A 24,576-nucleotide genomic window follows, 5' to 3' on the forward strand; every position below is an offset into this window, starting at 1 on the left:
CCTCAAATCTCGCCTTTAATAAATTACCAGTATAAACTAGCTTCGACATTATGGTCGTGGTCCAGATGAGGCCTCGTTTTTTTCGAAAAATGTATAATGGTCCTATGACTAACCGCAGCTTGTGGCCCTGGTCCGATTAGGCAAGATACCTCTGAGATGGTGCGATCCGTGCAACGTTCCTGTCCTTGAGAGCAAGCAGTGCGGTCGCTGCGGTGGTGCGACCAGGCAGATGGAGATAACACCTCCGGGCGATGCCCGTCCTGCATCTCCATGGGATGTGAGGCTCGTGAGGGAGGTCGTTGACAGGCAGTTCGGGCCGGGCTGCGGGGCGGCGGTACTGCCGGAAGGACACTTCGCGCTGATGAACAAGGCCCCGGCGCTCGACCGCATGGATGAGGTCATGGTGGACGGAACCGTGACCGGAACCCTGCGCTACGACCTGGGAAAGGGTTGGACGTTCCTGGCCCGGATGCCCGCGGCCAAGGCCATGCAGGCCATCGCATCCCGCGCGGTGGTCACGGCCGATGACGGCGCCATCAAGCCCATCCTCGATGGCTCGAACCTCCTGGCACCAGGGGTGGTCTCCAGAAGCGAGGGGATCTCCGTAGGGGATGAGGTGCTCGTTGTCGATCGCCAGGGAAGGGCCTTCGCCTCGGGGATCGCACGCATGTGCTCAGAGGAAATGAAAATGGGGGCCAAGGGCATGGCGGTGAAGGTGCGGTGGATGGAGGCCCCCGAGGATGCACCTCCATCAAAGGCCGCTTCGGGATGGACGGAGGTGCTGGAGGCCAACCACCCGGAGATGGACCGCAAGATCACAGAGGCCGTAAAGTTCATGCACCGCATAATGAACGAGAACAATGGCCTCCCCGCCGTGGTCTCGTTCTCGGGAGGCAAGGACTCACTGGCGACACTGCTGCTGGGACTGAGGACGGGGGTCAAGCTTCCCATTCTATACCTCGACACCGGCCTGGAGTTCCCGGAGACCTTGCAGCATGTCCATGACGTGGCCCGACGCCACGACCTCAGGCTGATCCTGGAGGAGGCTCCCCGGGAGGCTTTTGAGGAAGGGTTCAGAGTGTTCGGTCCGCCCGGACGGGACTACCGGTGGTGCTGCAAGACCAATAAGTTGGGACCTACGGTCCGGGCCATTGCCAAGAACTTTCCCGAAGGGGTCCTCTCCTTCATAGGTCAGAGGCGCTACGAGTCCGAGTCCCGCGCTGCCAAGCCCAGAGTGTGGCAGAACCCATGGACGCCGGGGCAGATCGGAGCCTCTCCCATACAGAACTGGACGGCGCTGCATGTATGGCTCCTCATCATCGGAGATGGGGAGCCATACAACCCTTGGTACGATCGAGGTCTGGACCGCATCGGATGCATAATGTGCCCCGCCTCAGACCTGGCCGAGCTTAAAGTGGTGGAGGACGGCTGCGCGAACTACAGAGAATGGTCGGAAAAGCTCCACGGCCATGCTTCCAGCAGAGGCCTCCCTACCTCCTGGGTGGAACTGGGAATGTGGAGGTGGAAGAAGGTGCCTCCTTCAATAATCCAGGAGGTGGACAGGGCGGGCTTCTCAGTGAGAGCTTCGAGAGACGCAGAGGAGGGGTCGGCCGAGAACCTCAAGCTGTTCCTCCAGGGGGGAGTGTCCCCATGTACCATGGGGTACTCCATCGAAGGCGCCTTCGATCGCCCTCTGCACCTGGACCGGGTGGCTAACGTCCTCAATATGCTTGGCGAGGTGACCGTGAACGAGGAGGAGGGCTGGGTGATGGTGGACAATGTCACCATCTTCGATGCCGGGGCCCTCATCGCCAAGGATGCGGACGCTGAAAAGTTAAAAGAAAAAGTGGAAGGGGTGCGTCGAACGGTGGTCAAGGCCGAGGAGTGCGTCGGTTGCGGCGTCTGCACCGGAAGATGCATCGAGGGTGCACTAAGCTTGGTGCTAGGCCGTGTTCATGTCAATGTTGCATCGTGCATCCACTGTGGACGTTGCATGGAACCGTGCCCAGCCATCACGTTCGGTGACAGCGCTTTTGATTTCTGACCTTCCTGACGAATATATTTGGGAAGGGGTTTTCCGGCGCGTCTCGATTGCCCCCGCGTTCACCGCACGAAATCGATGCCGTCGTCATCCATCGGGGATGGCCTTTGCTGCTGAGGCTGCTGCTTGTACTGCTGAGGCTGGCCACCGAGCTTGGGCTTAGCGACCTCATCCTCCAGAGCACCGAGCTTGCTGGTGGGGGCCCCTCCCTTGCCGTACATGTACTTGGAGGACGCTCCGGTGACTATCAAGAGGATCTTGATGGTGCCTTCCAGCTCCGGGTCCACCGAGCAACCCCAGATGATCCGCGCGCGCTCGTTGACGCTGTTGGTGACGATCTCTGCGGCCCTCTGAGCCTCGCCTACGGACATGTCCGGCCCGCCTACGACGCGGATAAGGGCGCCCTTGGCATCCTTGAGGTTGATCTCGCCCAGCAGCGGGGAGGTCAGCGCCTCATGTACCGCGGCCTTCACCCTGTCATCCTCCTCCGTGTTGCCTTCTCCTATACCCACGAAGGCGACCCCGCCTTCCTTCATGACCGTCTGAATATCAGCATAGTCAAGGTTGACCAGGCCTGGCTTGGTGATTATCTCGGTGAGGCCCTTTATGGTCTGCATCAGCACCTCGTCGGCGACCTTGAAGGCAGCGTCGACCGGCAGCTTGGGGACCAGTTCCAAAAGCTTGTCGTTGGGGACCACGATGGTGGTGTCGCACACGGAACGTAGCTTGTTGAGGCCGATCATGGCGTTTTCGGCACGAACGGTGCCCTCGGCCTTGAAGGGGAACGTGACCACGCCGATGGTGAGAGCCCTTATCTGCTCCTTGGCGATGGAGGCGACATAGTGCGCCGAGCCGGTTCCGGTGCCTCCGCCCATTCCTGCGGTGACGAAGACGATGTTGGAGCCGGTCAAGAACTGACGAATATCGTTGTCGTTCTCCCTAGCGGCCGCCTCACCGTTCTCCGGCAGGGCGCCGGCGCCCATCCCCCGGGTGGTGCTCTTCCCTATCAGTATCTTCCTCGGTGCGCGGATGGTCAGCAGGTGCTTGGCATCCGTGTTGATGGCGCAAAGCTGCGCGCCGCTGATTCCAGCGTCCACGCAGCGGTTGATGGTGTTAGAACCGCCCCCGCCACAGCCGATGATCTTGATGCAGACATCGAGCTGAGCAGCGATCCTCATGATCTCCTTGTCCGCATCCGACATGTCCTGCTGTGGAGCAGGAGCTGGAGCAGCTTGCGGTTGGACCGCATACTTCTCCTTGTATTCACTACCAAGTGCGTTCTTTACCAATGAATTTGGCATTAGTGCATCCCTCGTCTGACGAGACCGACTATCTGCGATATAAATGTTGTTGACTGGATGTGATTTTTTTATTATTTGAATATTAGAAAGTTAATATCATCGTCCTATCCAGTAAAAATTCAAAAAATGGGGTCAAGCTTTGTCTGACGATTGTCTGACATCAATCACGGACCTCTCGATGACGGTCTCCGGCCACAATACCACGTGAATACTGGGACTGTCCTCCAGTTGCCGGAAGCCCTTCTGGTATAAATCCTCGGCCGTAGTTGGTATGAGGTAGGATGCCAGTTTGACGAAGGCGAGCGACTGGGCATACAGCACGAAGGTCGCTGCACGGTCCTGATCGTGCACTCTGGTCTCCAAGGGTCCCTTGTATCTTTGCAGGAAATCATCTACATGCTCCTGGAGCAAGACCTTGGCCTCCGTGCGTTCGTTGTCAAGGACCAGGGCCTTGACCCGATCGATGAGGTCGTATAATCTTGCCATCTCCACCCTGTCCTCCGCATATAGGTCGGACGACGTTACCTTAGGCCTGTCCTTGACCCTGTCCTTGACCTCGTTGGCCAGGGTCAGAAGGTCGCCTCGCAGCTGGAACTCCTTATTGCGCTCCTCGATGATTGTGCTGGTATCATCGTAAGTCCTCTCTCGGCTTGCTTTCATGGCCTTGCGAAGGGGTTCCTCGATCGATCCTCCGTATATGCCCATTCGGGAGAGGTCGGGGGCCATCTTCAGGAGCTCCGCAAGATAGTCCTTCAGCTGCTCGGAGCTACGGTAACGGTGCTTGATGGTGTCCAAACATAGGCCGATGTCCCTGATGGCTCTCATAGTCTCCCCATCGAGGAAGGTCATCTTCGAAAGGTCCGCCAGGGAGACGATGTCCTCAACGGGGACGTCCTTCCTCTTGGCCATGGCCACCAGGAGCATTGTCTGCTCGTATATGGAGGCATAGGTGACCGCGTGAGCTCCGACAGATTCACCCAGGAAGCTCTGCACAGCCTTTCTGACCGTCCTGCTGGGGTGGACCATGTTGGTCATGATGGCCTCCATGCATATGGTGTCCTTGCTGAGCTCGTTCAGGGTCTGCCTGACCGGCCTGCGTATCCTTTCATCATCGTCATGATAGTGGTTCAAAAGGACGGTCACCGTCTCCAACGGTTTCTGTTCCGCCCATTTGACGATCTTCCGTTGTGCCCTCTCGATGTCGGAGTCCTGGTTCGAAGGGAAGGAATCCACGATAATGGCCTCTATGCGCTCCTCGTCGCTTTTCTTCCCCAGAATACTCCCCAACGGCATGAGCTTCACAGACTGATGATGTGAATTATTAGGCGACTAATAATAGCTTGCCGACCAGATTAATATTATGATAACAAATATTTTTCATTGTCATTATTGGTTCTCTATCTATTGCATGATGGCGAACCTCTTGCCCCCAATTTTCTTCGCTGATGTACTACCCAGTCCACAATATTATCAAAACTTATATATGGATGATGTTCAATTAACATTTAGCCTGGAAGCGTGTAGAAACATGAATGAGATGTCACCCGTAAGGAGCGCCTTGGACGAAATAAAGAAGCTAGACCATGTCCTGGACGCTTCCCTGGTGTCCCGTGGAGGCATGTATGTCATGGGCGGTCCCTTGAAGGGGCTTCACCGTGAGACCTATGCGGCTATGTCCGCCATCATGATCGGGGCAGCAGAGACGACCTCTTCAGAACTCAAGGACAAGCTGAACAAGGTGTCGGTGGAGCTGACGGAACAGACGTTGATCCTTATCAGCATTGGCCCCAAGTATCTCCTGGCGATCCTCGTGGACCATGGCGGGGACCGGGAGATGATCGCTTCTCAGACGAAGAAGATCATGTCCAACGTCGAGATGATCATCTAAGCCTGATCTCTTAACAAACCACTTACTATTCGATTCTCAGATGGCCATCCGTTTTCCCAGTGAACTTGTCGGAGCTGTCACATTCTTTTCAGGCCGCGCCTGAACCATCGAGAGGTGCTCATTATCGCCGAGCTCAATGACCGTGTAGAGGATTGACCAGCTCCGATAGCTTTACACCTCCCGGTTTTAATGGCGGTGATGACCTCAGACGCGGTCCGGCAGTCGTCGGGGACCTCGGTGAGCGCGCGTCCCAGGGACCTTTGGTCGTGCGCATCGCTCCCCCCCATGACCGGCAATCTCAGCTCCTCCGCGAGCGCCTTGGCGGCCCTGTTCCCTCCCCGGCGGGAGCGGCCGTTGGCCACCTCTATGGCATCGAAGTCGTTATCCCTAACGTTATTCTCCCCCAGCCCGGTGGACATCCGGTATGGGTGCGGCGCTATGGCGATACCCCCGGCCTCATGGATCTGACGGATGGTCTCAGCGACCTCCAGGCCTCGCGGGACGGGGCGATCCAATCCCAAACCCAGTATGTGGCCTCCCTTGGAGGATATCTCGATACCGGGAATGACTATCATACCCTCACCGAGGCGCATCGCCTCCTCGCAGCCACCCATGTCGTTGTGGTCGGTGATGGCCAAAACCCTTATGTCCAGTTGGCGACAGCGGTCGATGATCTCTTCTATGGTCTGATGGCCATCATCGGAGTGGGTGGAGTGAACGTGAAGATCTGCCTTCATCGCACCGTGGCCCCATTAGGGAGTCGCTCGTCAGCGGTGACGGGAGAGCCTTTCTCGGTGAAGAACACCAGGCATTCATCGGCCTCGGGCGAGGGCAGGAACACCGGGACCTTGGACCTCCCCATTCCCGGAGGACAGCGGCACTTCAACTTTCTGCCGATATCTATGCTCCCGTCCTCCTGGACCTCCCCGATGGTGAGGGTCAGTTTTTGGAAGTCCTTGAACTCGATCTGCTTCTCCCCGGGCGTCATGCCGCTGCTCACCTGATCGCCGGGCTCCGCCTCCGCGGGAGGTGCCAGCAAGGTAACCAGGTCCCCGGACTCGGCTGCCAGGAGCATCCCCTGGGACTCGTAGCCGCGCAGCTTGGCGGGCTTCAGGTTGGACACCACCACCACCTTCCGCCCTTTCAGCTCGTCGAGCGTGAAGTAGGCCTTCAGGCCGGCGACTATCTGCACCTTCCTTCCGATGTCCACCTGCATCAGAAGAAGTGAATCCGCGTTAGGGTGGTTCTGGGCATCGATTATCCTTCCCACCTTCAGGTTCAGGCTCTCGAAGCCTTTGAAGGCGGCATCGGCATCGTCCTTCTCGATAACGATCTTGGAGAACAAGGGTTTGGGCTCGAGCAGCTTCTGTCCCTCCGGTAGAGGGGCGGTGATGTTCTCCCAACCTTTGCTGAGTACAGTATCCTGGTGTCCCAGCAGCTTCCATGCTCCTTCTCCCGAACGCGGCAGGAAGGGGTAGCTCATCACAGCCAGCGCCTGGACCAGCTGCAGGTTGAGGTACAGCGCTGAGCCGCACTGTTCCCGGTCCTTCTTTATCAGCGCCCATGGTCCCACGCCGTCGAAGTAGCGGTTCCCGAACTGCGCCAGGTCCATGATGGCCTTGAGCCCTCGCTTGAACTCGCACTTCTGGAGGTTCTCATCGACCTCGGCGCGGGCCTTCTCGATGGCCTCCATCAACTCTTGCTTCTGGGCCTCGGTGCCGTGGTAGCTGGGCACCTCCCCGAAGTGCTTGAAGGTGAAGCTAAGAACGCGGTGGTAAAAGTTGCCCAGGGTGGCCACGAGCTCGTTGTTGATCTTGGTCTCGAAGTCCTCCCAGGTGAACTCCGAGTCCTTGTTCTCGGGCATGTTCACCGCCAGGTAGTAGCGGAGAGCGTCCACCTGGTAGCTCTTGAGGAGGGACGGGATGTCGATGGAGTTGCCCCGGCTCTTGGACAGCTTGTCCCCCTTGAAGGTAAGGAACTCGTTGGCAGGAACGTCGTACGGTAGGTTCAGACCCTCATATCCCATGAGCATTGCCGGCCATATGATAGTATGGAAGGGGATGTTGTCCTTGCCCAGGAAGTAATAGCCATTGACCGCGGGATCGGCCCAGTACTCCTTCCAGGCATCAGGTCGCCCTACCATCTTGGCCCATTCCTTGGAAGCCGAGAGGTAGCCGATGACGGCATCGAACCACACGTAGATGACCTTGTCCTCCCACCCCGGCATCGGAACGGGCACACCCCAGGACATGTCCCTGGTGATGGGGCGGTCCGCCAGCCCGGCCTCCAGCCAGTTCTTGGTAAAAAGTTTCACCGAGCTCTTCCAATCCTCCTTGCCGGAGATCCACTCGATAAGCCGGTCCTGGAACGCGGTCAGCTTCAGGAAGAAGTGTTCGGTCTCTCGAAGCTCAGGCGCGGTGCTGCAGTGGACACACACGGCCTTCTCCAGCTCACCGCCCTCGAAGGCCTTGCCGCACCTCTCGCACTGATCCCCCCTGGCCTTCTCGTTGCCGCAGGAAGGGCACGTACCTTCCACGTAGCGGTCGGGGAGGAACTTCTCACACCTCGGGCAGTAGTATTGGAGGGTGCCCTTCTTGTAAAGATAACCATGGTCCCTAAGGGTCTGGAACACATCGGTTACAACCTCGAAGTGGTTCTCCGTGTGCGTTTTGGTGAACAATGAGAACTGGATGTCAAGGCCCTCGATGGCCTTCTTGTTGATCTCATGGTAGCGCTCGGCGATGACCTCAGGGGTCACCCCCTCCTTCTCGGCCTTGACCGTTATGGGCGTACCATGCTGGTCCGAGCCGGATACCATGAGCACCTCGTTCCCATGAAGGCGGTGGTATTTCGAGAAGATGTCCGGGGGGAGGAGCGAGCCGGCCACATGCCCCAGATGGATGGGGGCATTGGCGTACGGCCACGCGACGCACACTAGAACCTTGACCATTATATCGCCAACGCATTGTGGAAGAAGGATTTAAGGTTGACCGCATGTCCCGTGGATGGCATCACAATCAACTTTTTATCGGATGGCCCATATTGCGCACAGTATGCGAATAGCCGTTCTGCTGAGGGACCACTGTCAGCCCAAGAAGTGCAACTCTGAGTGCAGGAACTACTGCCCCAAGGTGCGCACGGGCGTGGAGGCAGTGGTCATGGGCGAGAGCGGCCGTCCCGTGATATCTGAGGAGCTGTGCGTGGGCTGCGGGATCTGCGTGCACAAGTGCCCCTTCGAGGCCATCAAGATCATCGGCCTGCCGGAGGAGCTGAAGAGCGAGCTCATGCATCAGTATGGAACGAACGGTTTCCGCATCTACCGCCTTCCCGTCCCCAAGAAAGGACTGGTCACCGGCATTCTGGGTCCCAACGGCATCGGTAAGACCACCTCCATCAAACTGTTGTCAGGGGATGAGGTTCCCAACTTCGGAGAGTACGATAACCCTCCCTCCAAGGAGCAGGTCCTAGATAGGCTCTCAGGAACGGAGCTGGGCGATTACCTCACCAAGGTGTACGCAGGGAAGGTTCGCACGGCGCTCAAGCCCCAGTACGTGGACAAGCTCCCCAAGGTGGCCAAGGGCGTGGTCAGGGACCTGCTGAGCAAGGTCGCGGAAAGGATGACCCCTGACGAGGCCGCGGAACTCCTGGACCTGCATGAGGTCATCGACCGTCCCCTGGACAAGCTGTCCGGAGGGGAGCTGCAGAGGGTGGCCATCGCGGCCTCGCTGCTGAAGGACGCGGACACCTACTTCTTCGATGAGCCTTCATCGTACCTGGACATCTATCAGCGGATTAAGGTCGCTCGCTTGATCCAGTCCTTGGCGGCCGAGAAGCAGGTGGTCGTCATCGAGCACGACCTCGCCATCCTCGATTTCCTGGCCGATAATGCCTACCTGGTCTACGGTTCCGAGGGGGCGTACGGTATCTTCGCCAACCCTCGGCAGGTGCGCATAGCCATCAACACCTACCTGGACGGATATATGCGGGAGGAGAACATCCGCTTCCGGGATACCCAGATCCGCTTCGAGTCCCATCCTCCCAGGGACAGCCAGCTCACCGTCCACCTCCTCGACTACGACCGCATGGAGTGCGACTTCAAACAGTTCAAGCTCAAGGTGGAGCCGGGCACCATCAGGATCGGGGAGTCCATAGGTGTGGTGGGCCCTAACGCCATCGGGAAGACCACCTTCGTCAAGATGCTGGCCGGAGTTCAGGAGCCGACACTGGGGTCGGTGGACAAGAGCGTCAAGGTCTCATACAAGCCGCAATATATCGCCCCTGACTTCGACGGCACGGTGCTGGAGCTGTTCACCGCCACCAACCTCGAGTTCTTCCAGTCAGGCTTCTTCGAGAGCGAGATCGCCCATCCTTTGATGCTCAAACGCCTCTATGATAAGAACGTCAACAACCTCTCCGGGGGGGAGCTGCAGAGGGTGGCCATCGCCATATGCCTGTCCCGGGAGGCGGACATGTACCTCCTGGACGAGCCTTCCGCGTACCTTGATTCCAACCAGAGGATGGAGGCGGCGAAGACCGTCCGCAGGGTCATGGAGAAGAGGGGACGCAGCGCGCTCATCGTCGACCATGACATCTACTTCCTGGACATGGTCTCTGACTCCATGATGGTGTTCGATGGCATCCCCGGTCGCGAAGGCAAGGCCAACGGACCGTTCGATATGAGGGTGGGCATGAACATGTTCCTCAAGAACGTCGACGTCACCTTCCGGCGGGACAACGACACCAACAGGCCGCGGATCAACAAGCCCGGATCAAGACTGGATAGGGAACAGAAGGAGATAGGGGAGTACTACTACAGTGGAGCCTAAGGAGGACAGTACATCTTCTGCTGTCTTCTCCTGATGACGTAGTAGACCACCAGGGCCAGCGCTCCCACCAGCACCACGATCTCCAGCGGGCGGTACAGGTCCTCTATGGTCTGCCAGTTCTCTCCCAGCACCAATCCCATGTAGGACAGTACGAGGCACCAGGGGAAAGACCCGATAGTGGAGAGGACGATGAAGCGCTTGAAAGGCATGCATGCCATCCCCGCCGGGAGGGAGATGAAGGTCCTGACCACCGGAAGGAGCCGGGAGCCGAACACCGCCCAGTCCCCATACTTTCTGAACCAGCACTCCGCAAGGTCGAGGTGCCTCTCGTTCATGCGTATGTAGCGGCCGTACCTCTTGACCAGGGGGCGGCCGCCCTTGAGACCTACATAGTAAGCTATCGCCGATCCTACTGTGCAGCCAAAAGTGCCTGCCAGGGCCACCATCAGCATGTCCAGGATGGAATCGCCGAAGACCGATATCCTTCCCTGATAAACTAAAGCTCCGGCGAAGGGCAGCACTATCTCGCTGGGAATGGGTATGCACATGCTCTCAATGGTCATTAGCGTGAACACGCCCGGCAGACCCAGGAATCCCAGGATCCCCATGATGAGCTCCACTCCCCAAGCTATCAATCCCTCTATGAAGCCCATTGCCGATTGCCACTGCATCTATCTATATTAAATTTTCTCGGGCGAGATTCATCGACCTGACGAAAAGGTTTCATAGGCTGCCATGCCTACCAATGGCCGTTAGGTGAGAGCATGGAAGCGGTGCAAGTAACGGACGGCATTTTTTGGGTCGGGGCTATCGATTGGAACATCCGCAATTTCCACGGATATTCCACTTCCATGGGCTCGACCTATAACGCATACCTCATAACCGGGGAGAAGAACATCCTGATCGATACGGTCAAGAGGCCGTTCTTCGAGGAGATGGTGAGCAGGATAGGGAGCGTCATGGACCCCCAGAAGATCGATATAATTGTATCTAACCACACCGAGATGGACCACTCCAGCAGCCTGCCCCTGATGCAGGAACTGACCGGGGCTACGGTACTGGCATCCCGGATGGGGGTGGAAGGTCTCCGCCTTCACTTCCCCCAGCTGAGGACGGAGATGGTCAAGGACGGTCAGGAGATCAAGCTGGGAACGAAGACGCTCAAGTTCATAGACACGCCCATGCTCCACTGGCCGGATTCCATGTTCACCTACGTGGAGGAGGACAAGGTCCTGTTCAGCATGGATGCCTTCGGCCAGCACTATGCCACGACCAAGAGGTTCGACGACGAGGTGGACCAGGACGTCCTCTACCAGGAGGCGGCGAAGTACTATGCCAACATCATACTCCTGTTCAACTCCCAGGTGGAGAGGACCATCCAAAAGGCCAAGGACATAGACATCAAGATCATCGCCACGTCCCATGGGGTGATCTGGCGTAAGAACCTGGGAAGGATATTCGAACTGTACTCTCAGTGGTCCAGCTCCCGTACCAAGGAGAAGGCGGTCGTCGTCTACGACACTATGTGGAACTCCACTCGCATCATGGCCGAGGAGATCGCCGAGGGGATCGCCTCCGAGGGGGTCGAGGTCAGGGTCATGAAGCTGGGCGAGACCGACCGCAGCGAGGTCATGAAAGAGGTGCTGGACTCCCGGGCGGTGGTGATAGGTTCCCCCACGCTCAACAACAACCTGTTCCCCTCTGTCGCGGACATGATTTACTACCTCCGGGGCCTACGGCCCACCAACCGCATCGGGGCGGTGTTCGGATCTTATGGATGGGCCGGAGGGGCCGTAAAGATGGCGCAGGACCTGCTCAAGGGAAGCGGCCTGGAGCTTCCCATGGAGCCCTACCAGGTGAGGTTCGTTCCTCAGGAGGAGGAGCGCCGGAAATGCCGGGAGTTCGGCAGGACCATCGGCCTGAAGATCAAGGAGAAGAGCAGCGGTTGAGCGCCACGTATCGGTCTCGGTCTCTCCTAAGGCTCCGTTATCTACTGGTCCGGACCAGGATGGGAGGGATGTAAAGGATTTCCGGGCCCATCACACCATGTTGTGCTTCCGTCTCAGCAGGAAGATGAGCAGGAAGGCCCCTCCGAGGCCCAGAGGCAGGAGGATGAGGAGAACGTTGAGACCTGACTCAGTTCCCTCCAGGACCACCAGGCTGCTGACCGAGGGGCTGATGCTGGAATCCATGTTGAGGACGCCGACACGGTAGCTCGAGGACCCGGTAGGGGCATTGATATCGGTGAAGCTCCTGGCCCCACTGTCGGTGATCAGCCCGATGACATCATCGTTACTCCCGGCGACTGCACGGTATACCACGAAACCTCCTACCTCGCCTGAGGAGGAGTTGCCCTCGGGCATGGACCAGGTGATCACCGCGGAATCGCCGCTGCGGACCACCTTGACATCGGTGGGCGTGGGGGGAGGGTACAGAGAGGTGGCCGTTACCATGGACCGTTGTCCCTCTCCATTGGCGTTGACCGCGGCCACGGCATATACGTATGCGGTCCCGGGCACAGCGCTGGTATCCTTGATCGTCATATCGGTCACCGCGGCGAGCTTCGCTAATGACCCTTCATCCGCGCCCCGATACACGTTGTAGGCGATGATGGAAGCACCCCCATCAGCCGGAGGGCTCCATGACAGGGTCACGGTCATCGGTCCTGCCTGGCCCTGAAGATCGGTGATCTCACCGGGCAGGGCAGTGGGATGGGCGACCGCCACATCGCTCATGGCCCCCTCTCCGGCATCGCTCACAGCCGCCACTGCATAGAAGTACTCCAGTCCGTTGGTTACCATCGTGTCGTTGAAGAACAATGTCTCGTTCACGGTAGCGTACGCTGCCAGTTCACCTGACACCGTTCCTCTGAATATCTTGTACTCAGTGATGGGGGCGTCCGAGGGGGGGACCGACCACGTGATGTTGACGAAGGACAGGCCGCTGGTCGCGGCCGCCATGGGGGCCGCGGGCGGACCGAAGGTGGTCTGCTGGAAGATGGTCGACGCCTGTCCGAATCCCGCGGAGTTGTGCGCACTTATCCTGAAGGAGTAGAAGGTGCCGTCAAACAGGCCGAGAAGGGTGTACTCGGTCACGTTGCCGGTCAGGGCGCTGTGTGAGAGGTCGTTAACGGAGGTTCCATACTCTAACAGATACCCGTCGATGGCGCTCCCCCCATCGTAGGGGGCCGTCCAGTTGATGGTTATGCTCTTCAACCCGGGAGCTGCCTGTACCTGCTCAGGTACGGACGGGACCGTATGCGGAGTGCCCTGGACCACATCACTGGACTCTCCCTCGTAGATGCCGTTAGAGGCCTTTACGACGTAGTAGTAGGTCTGTCCGTTCACCACGGAGGTGTCGTTGTAAGAAAGGTTCAATCCTGTGTCCGCGAGTAGGACCTCGCTCCCGGGGGAGTCGGAACGGTAGACCAGGTATCCGGTCAAGGGTATGCCGCCAGTGTCCGTGGCCGCTGACCAGGAGATCTGGTTGTAGCTAGGCCCGCTGACGACCGAGACGACCATGGGCGCACTGGGCTCGCCCAGCCTGGCAGCCGTTAGCCCGGAGACCTCGGAGCTGAACGGACCCTGGCCGCCGCTGTTAAAGGCCGCGACCGAGATGTAGTAGGTGGTACTCTCGGCCAAGCCGGAAATGGTGTATGTCAGGGAGGTTCCCGCGGAGGCTGAGTAGGTCCTGGTGCCAGGAACCATGTCCCAGAAGACACGGTACTCGATTATGGACGAAGTACCTGTATAATCAGGGGCGTTCCACGTCACCTGGAAGGTGTTTCCAGAAGGCGATAGGATGACGTTCTTAGGCTCCGAAGGCAAATCGCCATTGTCGGCACCTTCTGAAGCTAGGATCCTTGAACCCGCACGAAATGAGCTGTCCGTTCCCACCACAGTGGACGCCCCGCTGGGGTCGTCCTGCGCCACATGGGAGCTTCCAAAGACAAATACGGCTCCGGATATCAGCAGAGCCGCTGCTAGCAGCATGGCCGCGACCTTTTTCATCCCATCACCTTCGACTATGTCCACATAGACTATCCAGATAAAAAAGGAGCGACTCCGCGAGGGATCTGCTACGGACCAGGCGATGGTACGACCTAAGGTGTCTGCTTCCCTTATACTGTCGGTGCCTCGCCAGGGAAGCGGCCTGTGTAAAAGGCCAGGCACGGAGAGTTGGAACGAACTTTGTACGTGATTTAAAAATTGAAGGAAAAGGGCTTTCGCCGTTGGTTCTCAGCCCGAGGCTTTGACCCCGTTGCTCCGTGCCTTGATCTTGGTGGACTTGACGGCCTTTAGACCGCAGGCCTTCTTCATCTCGTCGACCTTATCTACTTTCTCCCAGGTGAACTCTGGCTCGCTCCTTCCGAAGTGGCCGTAGGCCGAGGTCAGCTGATAGATGGGACGCCGGAGGTCAAGGGTCTCCATGATGCCGTCGGGAGTGAGGTCGAAAACCTGGGTCACCGCCTTGGCGATCTTTTCCTCGGACACCACTGCGGTACCCTTGGTGTCCACCATGACCGAGACAGGGTGAACGACGCCAATGGCATAGGCGACCTGCACCTCGACCTGCTTGGCCAGGCCCGCGGCGACGATGTTCTTGGCGATGTATCGGCACATATAGGCAGCGGAACGGTCCACCTTGGTGGGGTCCTTACCTGAGAACGCGCCGCCTCCGTGGCGGCCCATGCCCCCGTAGGTGTCCACTATGATCTTGCGTCCGGTGAGGCCGCTGTCCCCGCTGGGTCCACCGATGACGAACCTGCCCGTGGGATTGATGTGGTACTTGGTCTTGCCGTCGACCCACTTCCCACATATCGGCTTGATCACCTTCTCCTTTATGGCCTTCTCGATGATAGCGTGCACCTTCGCATCGTCGGCCTCGCCATTGATCTCCGGCGCGTGCTGTGTGGACACCACCACGGTGTCTATCCTCTTGGGCACACCGTCCTCGTACTCAACGGTCACCTGGGTCTTGCCATCGGGCCTCAGCCACGGCAGCGTCCCCTCCTTGCGGAGCTTGGCTAGCTGCATGGCCAGCTTCTGGGCCATGAGAATGGGGAGAGGCATCAGCTCCGGGGTCTCATCGGTGGCGTATCCGAACATGAGCCCCTGGTCCCCTGCGCCGGTAGCGAGCTTCTTGCCCTTCTTCTCGCGGCAGACGCCCATGTTTATGTCCAGGGACTGATCGTGGAGGGACGAGAGCACGCTGATGTACTCGGAATCGAATCCATACTCGGGCTGGTCGTAACCGATGTCCTTTACCGCCTGCCGGATGACCTTGTCCGCGTCCACCAACACCCGCTTGCAGGGATCGGTCTTGAGCTCCCCCGCCACGACCACTATGCCTGTGGTGGCCATGGTCTCGATGGCACAATGGGCATTGGGATCCTGTGCCAGGTAGGCATCAAGGACGGCATCGGATATCCGATCGCAGAGCTTGTCCGGGTGACCTTCGGTGACGGACTCAGAGGTGAAAAAGTGGCTGACCATTTCTAATCACACTTGGGACGAGGAGAATACAATAGAGTATATATACTTTAACGCATTTTTTGAGGTATAAATCTATAACTGTTGGTTATAATGGAACTCTCTGAGATAAAGCGTCTACGGCAGAAGGTAGGACTGTCCCAGACCGACCTTGCCAGGAAGGCCGGGGTTTCGCAGGCACACATTGCCAAGATCGAGGGCGGCAAGGTTGACCCCAGGTTCTCCACGGTGGAGAGGATAATGCAGTGCCTGAAGGAGGAGGAGAAGGACCATTGCTCGGCCTACATGACCACCACCATCTATAGCGTCCAGGCGAGCGATGATGTCTCCACGTCCGCCCGCCTCATGCGTAGGAAGAACGTCTCCCAGCTGATCGTCCTGAGGGAGGGACACATCGTGGGCATGATCACCGAGGAGGACCTTATGAAGTTCCAGGGGGACGCCCACTCCACTCTCGTGGACGAGGTCATGAGCGATCCCCCTCCAACGGTGTCTGGGAACACCAGCGCCGACACTGTGCGGGACATGCTGCTGGAGTTCCCAGCGGTCGTGGTGATGGACCGCGACCGGACCGTGGGGATTCTGACCAAGACGGACCTGATAAAAAGGACCTAGGTGCGCCCGGCCCGGAAGGGCTCAGATGCCTAGCACCCTTAGCCAGGAAGCGATCGGGCTGTCCCTTTTATGTGATGTTCCAGCTCATAAAAAATGCCTTGCGCACAAGGGCGGCATAGGATTAAATCACTGATAGATTTTATCCAGTGGCGTGCAGGGCCGAGCAGATATTCATGTCCATACGAAATATTCAGGGGTCCATAAGATGGGCCCACTGCGTTTTCCCGAGTCCGTGTCCGATCCCGCGGCAGTTGTGAGAAAGGCCTTGGCGGAGAAGATCAACGTCCTATGCATAACCGACCATAACAGCACCGCAGGTGCCATGAAGGCCCTCGAGGCGGCGAAGAGCATACCGGGCATCGAGGTCATCATGGGCGAGGAGGTCACCACCGCCGACGGGGAGGTTCTTGCCCTGTTCATCAATGAGGAGATCCCCGCTGGCCTCTCCATCGAGGATACCATGGACCGGATCCGGTCGCAAGACGGTCTCGCTGTAGCTCCGCATCCTTTCAGCCTGCACTGCCCCTGCCTGGGCGAGAGGATAAACGATATCGGACTGGACGGCATTGAGGTCCTCAACGGCGGTCATATCGACGACTACGCCAATGCTAGAGCTCAGAAGGAAGCCCTATCTGGCAAGTTCGCCCGCACCGGAGGCTCCGATTCTCACTACCTGCCCACAGTGGGAATGGCCTACACCACCTTCGAGGGAGGTACGGCCGAGGAACTGAGGCAGGCCATCCTGGGGAAGCGCACCGATGCCGGAGGGAGGGTCATTCCCATGGACAAGGCCATTGCATGGAGCATGAGCGTCATCGCGACCTCGGACAAATACATTCTCCGTTCCTTCCTAGGCCTGGATAAGGAACCGACCGATGACCCCATCATCGCCCGGGTGCAGACCTTGAAACTAGGCCAGAAGCTGGGGGCCCTGACTGGCTCCTTCGTCTATCTACTCCCGCCTATACCGTTCCTGATGGGGATCATAAGCCAGAAGTTGTTCCGGGTGCAGGCCGAGAAGCAGGAGAACGGTAAGTCCTCGGTACTGGGACGCCTTGGACACTTCTACTGATCGTGCGAGTGCGGAGGTACGGAGGGATCGTGAAGGTTGTTCAGAGCCTTGATGAGTACCTCGCTGAGCGATGGATGGATCACCTGGCTGCGTGCCATGGGCCGGTAAGAACCGTTCTCGGCGTTCATGATGAACGTTATCTGCTGGACCAGAAGATCGGCCTGCTTCCCCGCGATGTGGGCACCAAGGACCTGCTGGGACCCGTTCTCTACGATGACCTTGACGAGCCCATAGTCGTCGCCCATGGCGGTACCCTTGGCCACATCTGAGTATCTCGCGAACCCAACTAGATAGCTGATCCCCCGGCTCTTGACCTCGGCCTCGGTCAGTCCCACGCTCCCCACCGTGGGGTACGTGTACACGGCGGAGGGGATGGCATGCTCGTCCACCTGCGCCTTCTCCTTGTTGTTGATATTGTACCATACCACCTGGCTCTCGTAGTTGGCGGTGTGGCGGAACATGTGACGTCCGGTGATGTCCCCCAGAGCCCAGATGCCTGGAGAGGAGGTCTCCAGGAAATCGTTGACGATCACATAGCCGTGGGCATCGGTCCTGACCCCGGTGGCCTGCACGTTGAGGTCCGGGGCATTGCTCTGCATTCCTGTTCCCAGAAAGAGCATCTCCGCCCTTTCCTTCTCCACCAGGCCGCTGTCCAGGTCCTTTCTCACCACTTCCACCTCGTCGCCCGCCTTATTCACCTCCAAGATGGTCTGTCCGGTGGAAATGGTGACATGCTCCCCCAGCTTCTTCTCCACCACGTATCCTATCTCCGGCTCCTGATCGGGAAGCAATCTAACGTTCCTCTGGATGATCGATGTTTTAACACCCATGGCCGAAAAGAAGTGGGCGAACTCGCATGACTTGTAGCCGCCCCCTAGGAAGATGATGCTTTTCGGTAGAGAGGTTATCTCAAAGATGTTCTCGGAGAGCTTGAACGGAACGTCCTGGATGCCAGGGATGGCGGGCACCATGGAGCGGGCGCCCGCGGCGATGACGAACTTGGAAGCGCGGATGGTGCTGTCCCCGACCTGAAGAGCATGGTCCCCCACGAACCTGGCGGCAACCTGGTAGAACCTCAATCGGGGGTCCTGACGTACCGCATCCTCTATGTTCCCCCTGTCCCTGAGCACGACCTCCCAGGTGCGCCTGCGGATGGTATCGAAATCCACGCCCTCGAGCTTGGGACGGATCCCCAGGTGGGCCCCTTCCTCCATTTCCCGGATCACTTCGGCTGGGTAGGTCCACACCTTCGAGGGAATGCAGCCTCGGTTCAAGCAGGTCCCGCCTAGCGGCCCGTTCTCCACCAGAGCTACCTTCATGCCTTTGTTCAACGCCGCATCCACAAGGTTGAGACCGGCCCCGGAACCGATGATGATTAGGTCGAATTTCTCCACACTAACGCACCTCCACGAGAAACGCTCCTGGACTATATTGACTTAGTCAGCGGCCTGTGCTAAGTGAGTATGATGATAGGACCTCGCTCAACCTTGATTCTTTAACGAATCACACCCTGACCTGGCTTTAGGCGATCCTTTCAGAACCTACCTCTCCAGTTACCCAGAGAAATATCTAAGCCATTTTTTTTGAATTATCTTAAGGAAAAAAATGGTGCATCATAGCCCCTTGATCCGGATTAGATGAGTCTCAACATACAAATGTCTAGTATTATTATATATTCTATTCTAATGTCTCTTACCAAAGAGTTTATCTATATATTTGTCTATCATCTTGAATCGGGACGATACAAATGACCATTAAAATTCTTCATGTGAAGAATATTATTGGTCGGTCGGCCCGCATCGGAGGGTGACATCCCTCACAAAGATCGGAGATAAGATCAGATGGCATACGATACTGGAGCGATCGCGTGGATGCTAATATCCACAGCATTGGTCCTCATGATGACCCCCGCGGTGGGGTTCTTCTATGGGGGCATGCTGAAGAGGAACAGCATGCTCTCCATGCTGGGCCAGAGCCTGATAGTAATGGGTGTGGTCACCATCATCTGGGTGGTGTTTGGGTTTTCCCTTGCATTCGGTGCAGACAATGGAGGGCTGATCGGTAACTTCGACTTCCTCCTGATGAACGGTATCGGTGTGTTCTCCGAACCACCGGCCTTAGCGTGGTTCCCCACCTCGATACCGCCTCTGCTTTACATGCTGTTCCAGGCCACCTTCGCCATCATCACAGTGGCGTTAATCATCGGTGGCATAGCTGAACGCATGAAGCTGGCCGCGGTCACAGTGTTCCTGACGATCTGGACGGCCTTGATCTACATCCCCGTGGCCCACTGGGTCTGGGGTGGGGGCTGGATCTTCCAGATGGGGGCCCTGGACTTCGCGGGGGGCACGGTCGTCCACATCACGGCCGGTGTGACCGTCCTTGCGGCAACCCTGGTCATCGGGAAAAGGCTGTCCAGGACCAACGGTTGCACGGAGGAGCCGGCGCACAACATACCGTTCGTGGTCCTCGGCGGCGCCCTCCTGTGGCTCGGCTGGTTCGGCTTCAACGGCGGCAGCGCCTTGGGCGCCAACGAGATCGCTGTCAACGCCGTCGTAGTCACCACGATAGCGGCAGCAGTGGCCGGTGTGGTCTGGGGGCTAGTATCATACATCCACCTTGGCCGCACCAGCGTCCTTGGCATGATTACCGGCGTGGTCGTGGGCCTCGTGGCCATCACCCCGGCCAGTGGCTTCGTCGATACAACAGGTGCCATGGTCATAGGGACGATAGCTCCCGTCATCTCCTATGGTGCCATCCAGCTCCGCAAGAGGCTGGGCTTCGATGATGCCCTGGACGTCTGGGCCTGCCACGGCATGGGCGGTACCTTCGGCGCCATCGCCACTGGCTTCCTGGCCACTTCCGCGGTCAACCCCGCGGTGGTCAGCCAAGGCCTCCTGTACGGTGGTGGCATCGACCTCCTGGTCAAGCAGCTCACCGCCGTGGGGGCTGTGTGGGCCTTCGTGTTCGTGGTGGTCTTCGTCCTGATGAAGATCATGGTAACAGTGTGGCCTAAGTGGCGCATCAGCAAGGAAGAGGAGAGGATCGGCGTGGACATAGTCCAGCACGGTGAGAACGCGTACAGCTGAGGAGGGTGAGATATGAAAAAGATAGAGGCCATCATCAGGCATGAGAAGCTCAACCAGGTCAAGGCGGCCTTAGAGTCAATAGACATATCGGGTATGACCGTCCAGGAGGTGCGCGGCCGGGGGGAGCAGAAGGGTCTGGAGTTCATCAACCGCGCGGGAAAGTACCGCGTGGACCTCCTGCCCAAGATGCTCGTCACCATCGTGGTCCCCGACAAGAAGGTGGACGCCATCGTGGACACCTTGATCAACGGCGCCCGCACCGGTGAGATCGGCGACGGCAAAATATTCATCAGCGATGTGGAGCGGTGCATCCGCATCCGCACCGGGGAGGAGGGCAACGAGGCCCTCTGACCCCGCTCTTTTTTTCAAGTACATGCGTGGAACGGTCGCCGGAGGGAGACCACCCCCACGCTTTTTTCCTGCTTGGTATCTCTTTGAGAGGCTACCTCTTCTTCCTCCGCCAGAGGATCAGTCCCAACAGCGCCAATACCAGGAGCGCGATGGCTATTATGATCCATAGTTCCCAGGAAAGACCTAGGGGGGCTGCTCCGTTCGTCGAGGAGCCACTTACGACGATGGGGCTGCTGATCTGGGTAGAGTTGCCACCGCTGTCCACAGCATTGATCACCAGATCATGGTCACCTTCGCTCGGTGATGCTAGGTCGAAGTTGTGTGTATCGCCGCCGATCGCTCCCACCAGCACACCATCGAGGAGAATATCGTAGTGGTCCACCAACCCTGATGGGTCGTCCACGCTCCAGGAGATCGATATTGTCTCTCCGGGAACGTAGGATCCTCGCATCTCTCCGAGAGTGAGAGCGATGTTGCTTATCGGGATATCCTCGAGGTTCAACGTCCGAGTGGTCTCTGAATTATTGGCTTTGTCCACAGAGTAGAACTCGAGCAACTGATGCCCACCATCCCTGATCTGCAAGGGAGAGGCATACACAGACCATACGCCCCCATCAACGCGATAGTATGTTCTGTTGATCCCCGAGGTGCTATCGCGCGCTGTCAAGGTGATGTTAGCCGAGCTATCGATGGAGTATGTGGTCACGGGCGAGGTATGGTCCACTAAGATGGTGGTTGTACGCGTCTCCTCCACATTCCCTGCATTGTCTGTCGCCCGGTAGCTGAGGTTGTGCAAACCCTCGCTGCTAATAGTAATATCCTGGTTCCATACGTTCCATGTCATACCGTCCAGGCTGAACTCGATTTTTTCCACACCGCTGCGCTGGTCAGTGGAAGCAAGGTGGATAGTCACCGGCCCGTTACCGGAGTGGGTCATGGTCGTCGTCGGAGGATTCATATCAACAGTCGTGGAGGTATCCGGGCTCGATGGCTGGATCTCCGTGGTCCCCCCTCCGACGGCAACGCTGAGGAACTGGTACTGAGCCTCGCCCCCGGTCAAGGAGGCGTTGAAGTAGATGGGTGACCCATAGGGGAAGTTGCCATCCGTTACCATTTGATCATGGTACAGGGTGTACGTCGAGTTGGCCGTTGTCTTGTAGTACAGCCGGACGCTCTCCGGCGTCCCCTGGCTGGTGTCCGCATTGACCTCGATGGGGAAAACTGCGGGCGAGTACGCAGGTAGGGCTTCCACGGATGACCATGAAGGGACCAAATCCTGCGTCACCAGGATGTCATCCACGTACGCTCCTTCCTTCATCTCCGTGCCCGACGAATAGGCCCCGCTTACGAAGTCGAAGCTGAGGGTCTTGGTGTTGGCTGGGATGGTCACCGTCGCCATGGTCCATGTGGTGACGCTGGCGCTAGGCTGCGTCCATTTGATGTCATAGGTGGAATTGTTTGAAGACGTGCTCACCTGAAGATGATCGTAACCTCCCGGAGCATTGCTGGCCATAGTGTCTGCCCAGTAGTAGAAGGTCAGGGTCCCGTCTCCCTGAGATGGGTCGAGGGTAAGGGAATGGCGCATGTACGCGGACATGTTGGCATCGTATCTGTCTATGGCGTAGTTACCAACGTTACCCTCGCCCCGGGCCAGGGATATGCTGTTGGTGCCGATGACGGCGACCCATGCACTGTGAGTTCCCCCATGCATCCTGTGGGTGGAGTGACACCATGTATCCACGCCGGAGCTGGGATTGGTATCGCTCCTCATCCATTTCTCCCGGTTATCTTGGTCCCAGGCATCATCGCAGGTCCAGGCCGGGTTTTCGATGTTATCACGGAGTACTGTCACGGTCTCTGTGCTCGCGCTCGCAGTAAAAGAGCCGATAGCGATGCTGCTCGAGAGCAAAGAGGTAACGATTGTGATACAAACTGCCATGCGGCATGCTGCCATAGTTCGAGCCATCATAATATACTCCAATCCCCAGAGATTACCTTGAGCGAGCTAATCGGGTTCGTTGTATTTTAATTCAATATGTTGAGCTGTACGTTTCCGTAACATGAGGATACTCTTCGATAACAATGACGAAAGGCCGATCTGGACCTGAGAAAGATATAAAAAATTTATTCTACAACACCATGATAAAAGATTTGTTATCGGACCCCGTTATTCTATCGTAGGGGAGCTGAATAGATGTACCTTCAGCCGAGTTCTTCCTAGTAGCCTGTGTCTTCATCTCGCTATTCCTGATCAACAAGGTGTATCGCAACAAATGCATGAGGTGCAAGAAGAGAGGCCTTTTTGGATACAGGAACGTCTTTAGGGATAGCCGAAATGAAGAGAAGATTATGCACCAGGGGCGTATCTGCAGAGGATGCAGAGTGGACCTAGAATCCGAGGACGGAGCTCAGTCGTGGAAGGTGAAATGACGACTACCATTGTTACCCTTTCTATGATTTTTAAATACGGTGGATCATTCACCTCCCTGGGATTTGGACAATAGAAAGGTTCTAGCCCGTACTAGGGCAAGGAACTAAGCATAACGCCCCTTCACCATAACAGGGGATTATGCTCCCATAGGGGGCGACGTTCATAAAGTTAAAAAATGGAGCTGGAAAAGCGATTAATCCTTTTTTCCAGTGGCATTTATCCTGGATGTTGTGTTGCTACCATATTTGACCCTGTTCTTCCTCGCGAAAAGGTTCCTCCCGCAGTAGGGGCAAAAATGGTCCCTCAACTCAACATCCTTCTTGCAGACCTGACAATAATCGATCATTTATTCACGATTCAACAAACGCCCGAACGTATAATATCTTACCTAATTTCCTCGCAGATTGTCAGGGTTCAATGGGATGAGCCCATGTTCTGCCCCGAGGGGGCTTTATTTCGCCTTACTATTTTTTTCACTGTTGAAGAACGGTATAGGCCAGATGAAGAACGCCTAAAATGAATATGATTGAAAGATTATGCTAAAAAAAACTGTTCAAAATAAATATTATGAATTGCATGGAATACTGGAACAAAGTTCCTCGACCTCGGCGTTCTAAATAGAGGGGGCTAGGCGAGTAATTAGGAATGCGCACACTGTGACGCGCTCCAAATACGCAGCTAGATCTGTCGAATTTACGTTCCATTGAAGGATTTCTGCTCTCAGGCCTGGTTAAGTAAGGGGTTTTACCGCAACGCTTTGATGATACGCACTATATCCTCACTATCTTTTGATATCTTTTTTGACATATCCTCCAACTTTTTGCCTGACATCTTGGAGGTCTTTATGCACCTTCGTTTAGGCTCCATGATTCCGTTCATTTCATCTTTCGTTAGTCCACTTACTGCCATGATGGTTTGAGCAGCTACTACAATATCACGCTCTGGAATTTTTTTCAATTTAGCTTCTTTTATAAAAGGTATCACGTACCTAAGTGATAGGGTCTTCATCTGAGGAACTATCAGATTCACACATAGTTCCTGATTGCACCCCACGACCACCATCACCTTCTCGGTGAAGAGGCAGTCATCTGACGATTCCGTGAATCGCACGCATGCCTGGAGCATATAGCATCCAGGCGGAACCTCCAACTCCACATTAGCTGCTTCATCAGGAATTGGCTTGCTTAATTCAAGGTCGGTCCATTGGTCTCGGCAATGGTAGATGTTCACATAACCGCATTCTTTCTTACCAACAGGTTTGCACCCCTCGTCTCTCAGCCAAATGTTCAACTTCGAAAGACTCATTCAACATTCCTCCCCCATTGTTACTAATGATGTTAGTAACGGTATGTTATTCTCTAGCATGCGTTATTTAATTCTTTTTAATATCGGGTCAGAGCCACATTTTGTTGTTCTGAGCAAGATGGTAATGCTTCTTGATGCTTGGATATTGAGGATGGTGTCATGAAG

At 56.8% G+C, this 24,576-nt stretch carries 19 protein-coding genes; 9 read left to right on the top strand and 10 right to left on the bottom strand.

The features are described 5' to 3' along the window. The first annotated feature begins 121 nt into the window (after nt 1–121). Complete coding sequence (locus tag GXX95_09665) at nt 122–2,044, top strand: phosphoadenosine phosphosulfate reductase family protein (GenBank protein NLT38408.1); 1,923 nt, start codon at nt 122–124, stop codon at nt 2,042–2,044. A 59-nt stretch (nt 2,045–2,103) separates the two neighbouring features. Here GXX95_09665 and ftsZ read toward each other — a convergent pair whose 3' ends face one another. Both ftsZ and GXX95_09675 read right to left on the bottom strand, forming a co-directional pair. After that, a complete protein-coding gene (gene ftsZ, locus GXX95_09670) occupies nt 2,104–3,342 on the bottom strand; it encodes a cell division protein FtsZ (protein ID NLT38409.1) in 1,239 nt (412 codons plus the stop codon). 132 nt (nt 3,343–3,474) lie between these two features. Then, entirely contained in the window at nt 3,475–4,635 is a 1,161-nt protein-coding gene (locus tag GXX95_09675; GenBank protein ID NLT38410.1) for a hypothetical protein, read from the bottom strand. Between the two features lie 265 nt (nt 4,636–4,900). Between GXX95_09675 and GXX95_09680 the strand changes: the two genes are divergently transcribed. Then, nucleotides 4,901–5,230: a dynein regulation protein LC7 gene (locus GXX95_09680; protein ID NLT38411.1), complete on the top strand. Its 330-nt coding sequence runs from the start codon at nt 4,901–4,903 to the stop codon at nt 5,228–5,230. 77 nt (nt 5,231–5,307) lie between these two features. Here GXX95_09680 and GXX95_09685 read toward each other — a convergent pair whose 3' ends face one another. Next, complete coding sequence (locus GXX95_09685) at nt 5,308–5,967, bottom strand: PHP domain-containing protein (protein NLT38412.1); 660 nt, start codon at nt 5,965–5,967, stop codon at nt 5,308–5,310. Next, a complete protein-coding gene (metG, locus tag GXX95_09690; GenBank protein NLT38413.1) occupies nt 5,964–8,180 on the bottom strand; it encodes a methionine--tRNA ligase in 2,217 nt (738 codons plus the stop codon). Before metG ends, GXX95_09685 begins: the two co-directional genes overlap by 4 nt. Nucleotides 8,181–8,283: 103 nt before the next feature. Here metG and GXX95_09695 point away from each other — a divergent pair, with 103 nt between their 5' ends. Then, nucleotides 8,284–10,056: a ribosome biogenesis/translation initiation ATPase RLI gene (locus tag GXX95_09695; GenBank protein NLT38414.1), complete on the top strand. Its 1,773-nt coding sequence runs from the start codon at nt 8,284–8,286 to the stop codon at nt 10,054–10,056. On the opposite strand, the gene GXX95_09700 is transcribed toward GXX95_09695, so the two are convergent. After that, nucleotides 10,053–10,700: a DedA family protein gene (locus GXX95_09700; protein ID NLT38415.1), complete on the bottom strand. Its 648-nt coding sequence runs from the start codon at nt 10,698–10,700 to the stop codon at nt 10,053–10,055. The two genes, GXX95_09695 and GXX95_09700, sit on opposite strands and share 4 nt — an antisense overlap. 120 nt (nt 10,701–10,820) lie before the next feature. Here GXX95_09700 and GXX95_09705 point away from each other — a divergent pair, with 120 nt between their 5' ends. After that, nucleotides 10,821–12,005 (top strand): FprA family A-type flavoprotein, encoded by a 1,185-nt coding sequence (locus GXX95_09705; GenBank protein NLT38416.1) that lies wholly within the window; start codon nt 10,821–10,823, stop codon nt 12,003–12,005. A gap of 90 nt (nt 12,006–12,095) precedes the next feature. Here GXX95_09705 and GXX95_09710 read toward each other — a convergent pair whose 3' ends face one another. Both GXX95_09710 and GXX95_09715 read right to left on the bottom strand, forming a co-directional pair. Beyond that, nucleotides 12,096–14,066, bottom strand: coding sequence for a hypothetical protein (locus tag GXX95_09710; GenBank protein NLT38417.1), 1,971 nt, complete (start codon nt 14,064–14,066; stop codon nt 12,096–12,098). Between the two features lie 228 nt (nt 14,067–14,294). Continuing rightward, nucleotides 14,295–15,551 carry a methionine adenosyltransferase gene (locus GXX95_09715; protein ID NLT38418.1) on the bottom strand — a complete coding sequence of 419 codons (1,257 nt, stop codon included), beginning with the start codon at nt 15,549–15,551 and terminating at the stop codon, nt 14,295–14,297. Nucleotides 15,552–15,641: 90 nt separating this feature from the next. Between GXX95_09715 and GXX95_09720 the strand changes: the two genes are divergently transcribed. Both GXX95_09720 and GXX95_09725 read left to right on the top strand, forming a co-directional pair. Continuing rightward, entirely contained in the window at nt 15,642–16,163 is a 522-nt protein-coding gene (locus GXX95_09720; GenBank protein ID NLT38419.1) for a CBS domain-containing protein, read from the top strand. A gap of 205 nt (nt 16,164–16,368) precedes the next feature. Beyond that, nucleotides 16,369–17,235, top strand: coding sequence for a PHP domain-containing protein (locus tag GXX95_09725; protein ID NLT38420.1), 867 nt, complete (start codon nt 16,369–16,371; stop codon nt 17,233–17,235). Here the strand turns inward: GXX95_09725 and GXX95_09730 are convergent. Next, on the bottom strand, nt 17,229–18,629 hold the full coding sequence (locus GXX95_09730; GenBank protein NLT38421.1) for a dihydrolipoyl dehydrogenase: 1,401 nt from the start codon (nt 18,627–18,629) through the stop codon (nt 17,229–17,231). The two genes, GXX95_09725 and GXX95_09730, sit on opposite strands and share 7 nt — an antisense overlap. A 447-nt stretch (nt 18,630–19,076) precedes the next feature. On the opposite strand from GXX95_09730, the gene GXX95_09735 reads away from it, so the two are divergent. Further along, nucleotides 19,077–20,324, top strand: a complete 1,248-nt coding sequence (locus GXX95_09735; GenBank protein ID NLT38422.1) for an ammonium transporter — start codon at nt 19,077–19,079, stop codon at nt 20,322–20,324. A gap of 12 nt (nt 20,325–20,336) precedes the next feature. After that, entirely contained in the window at nt 20,337–20,675 is a 339-nt protein-coding gene (locus tag GXX95_09740) for a P-II family nitrogen regulator (GenBank protein NLT38423.1), read from the top strand. Nucleotides 20,676–20,766: 91 nt separating this feature from the next. On the opposite strand, the gene GXX95_09745 is transcribed toward GXX95_09740, so the two are convergent. Beyond that, nucleotides 20,767–22,614 (bottom strand): hypothetical protein, encoded by a 1,848-nt coding sequence (locus GXX95_09745; protein ID NLT38424.1) that lies wholly within the window; start codon nt 22,612–22,614, stop codon nt 20,767–20,769. Nucleotides 22,615–23,281: 667 nt separating this feature from the next. Between GXX95_09745 and GXX95_09750 the strand changes: the two genes are divergently transcribed. Beyond that, nucleotides 23,282–23,626 (top strand): hypothetical protein, encoded by a 345-nt coding sequence (locus tag GXX95_09750; GenBank protein ID NLT38425.1) that lies wholly within the window; start codon nt 23,282–23,284, stop codon nt 23,624–23,626. 224 nt (nt 23,627–23,850) lie between these two features. Here the strand turns inward: GXX95_09750 and GXX95_09755 are convergent, their stop codons facing one another. After that, nucleotides 23,851–24,411 carry a hypothetical protein gene (locus tag GXX95_09755; protein ID NLT38426.1) on the bottom strand — a complete coding sequence of 187 codons (561 nt, stop codon included), beginning with the start codon at nt 24,409–24,411 and terminating at the stop codon, nt 23,851–23,853. Nucleotides 24,412–24,576: the final 165 nt, after the last annotated feature.

Origin of the sequence: Methanomassiliicoccus sp., assembly GCA_012719175.1 — an archaeon.
Taxonomy (GTDB): Archaea; Thermoplasmatota; Thermoplasmata; order Methanomassiliicoccales; family Methanomassiliicoccaceae; genus UBA6.

What these genes read in the sequence shown, in the direction of transcription:
- ftsZ (NLT38409.1), bottom strand. Translation starts at nt 3,342, where the DNA reads ATGCCAAATTCATTGGTAAAGAACGCACTTGGTAGTGAATACAAGGAG.
- GXX95_09675 (NLT38410.1), bottom strand. Translation starts at nt 4,635, where the DNA reads ATGCCGTTGGGGAGTATTCTGGGGAAGAAAAGCGACGAGGAGCGCATA.
- GXX95_09685 (NLT38412.1), bottom strand. Translation starts at nt 5,967, where the DNA reads ATGAAGGCAGATCTTCACGTTCACTCCACCCACTCCGATGATGGCCAT.
- metG (NLT38413.1), bottom strand. Translation starts at nt 8,180, where the DNA reads ATGGTCAAGGTTCTAGTGTGCGTCGCGTGGCCGTACGCCAATGCCCCC.
- GXX95_09695 (NLT38414.1), top strand. Translation starts at nt 8,284, where the DNA reads ATGCGAATAGCCGTTCTGCTGAGGGACCACTGTCAGCCCAAGAAGTGC.
- GXX95_09705 (NLT38416.1), top strand. Translation starts at nt 10,821, where the DNA reads ATGGAAGCGGTGCAAGTAACGGACGGCATTTTTTGGGTCGGGGCTATC.
- GXX95_09710 (NLT38417.1), bottom strand. Translation starts at nt 14,066, where the DNA reads ATGAAAAAGGTCGCGGCCATGCTGCTAGCAGCGGCTCTGCTGATATCC.
- GXX95_09715 (NLT38418.1), bottom strand. Translation starts at nt 15,551, where the DNA reads ATGGTCAGCCACTTTTTCACCTCTGAGTCCGTCACCGAAGGTCACCCG.
- GXX95_09720 (NLT38419.1), top strand. Translation starts at nt 15,642, where the DNA reads ATGGAACTCTCTGAGATAAAGCGTCTACGGCAGAAGGTAGGACTGTCC.
- GXX95_09725 (NLT38420.1), top strand. Translation starts at nt 16,369, where the DNA reads ATGGGCCCACTGCGTTTTCCCGAGTCCGTGTCCGATCCCGCGGCAGTT.
- GXX95_09735 (NLT38422.1), top strand. Translation starts at nt 19,077, where the DNA reads ATGGCATACGATACTGGAGCGATCGCGTGGATGCTAATATCCACAGCA.
- GXX95_09740 (NLT38423.1), top strand. Translation starts at nt 20,337, where the DNA reads ATGAAAAAGATAGAGGCCATCATCAGGCATGAGAAGCTCAACCAGGTC.
- GXX95_09745 (NLT38424.1), bottom strand. Translation starts at nt 22,614, where the DNA reads ATGGCAGTTTGTATCACAATCGTTACCTCTTTGCTCTCGAGCAGCATC.
- GXX95_09750 (NLT38425.1), top strand. Translation starts at nt 23,282, where the DNA reads ATGGAGCTGGAAAAGCGATTAATCCTTTTTTCCAGTGGCATTTATCCT.
- GXX95_09755 (NLT38426.1), bottom strand. Translation starts at nt 24,411, where the DNA reads ATGAGTCTTTCGAAGTTGAACATTTGGCTGAGAGACGAGGGGTGCAAA.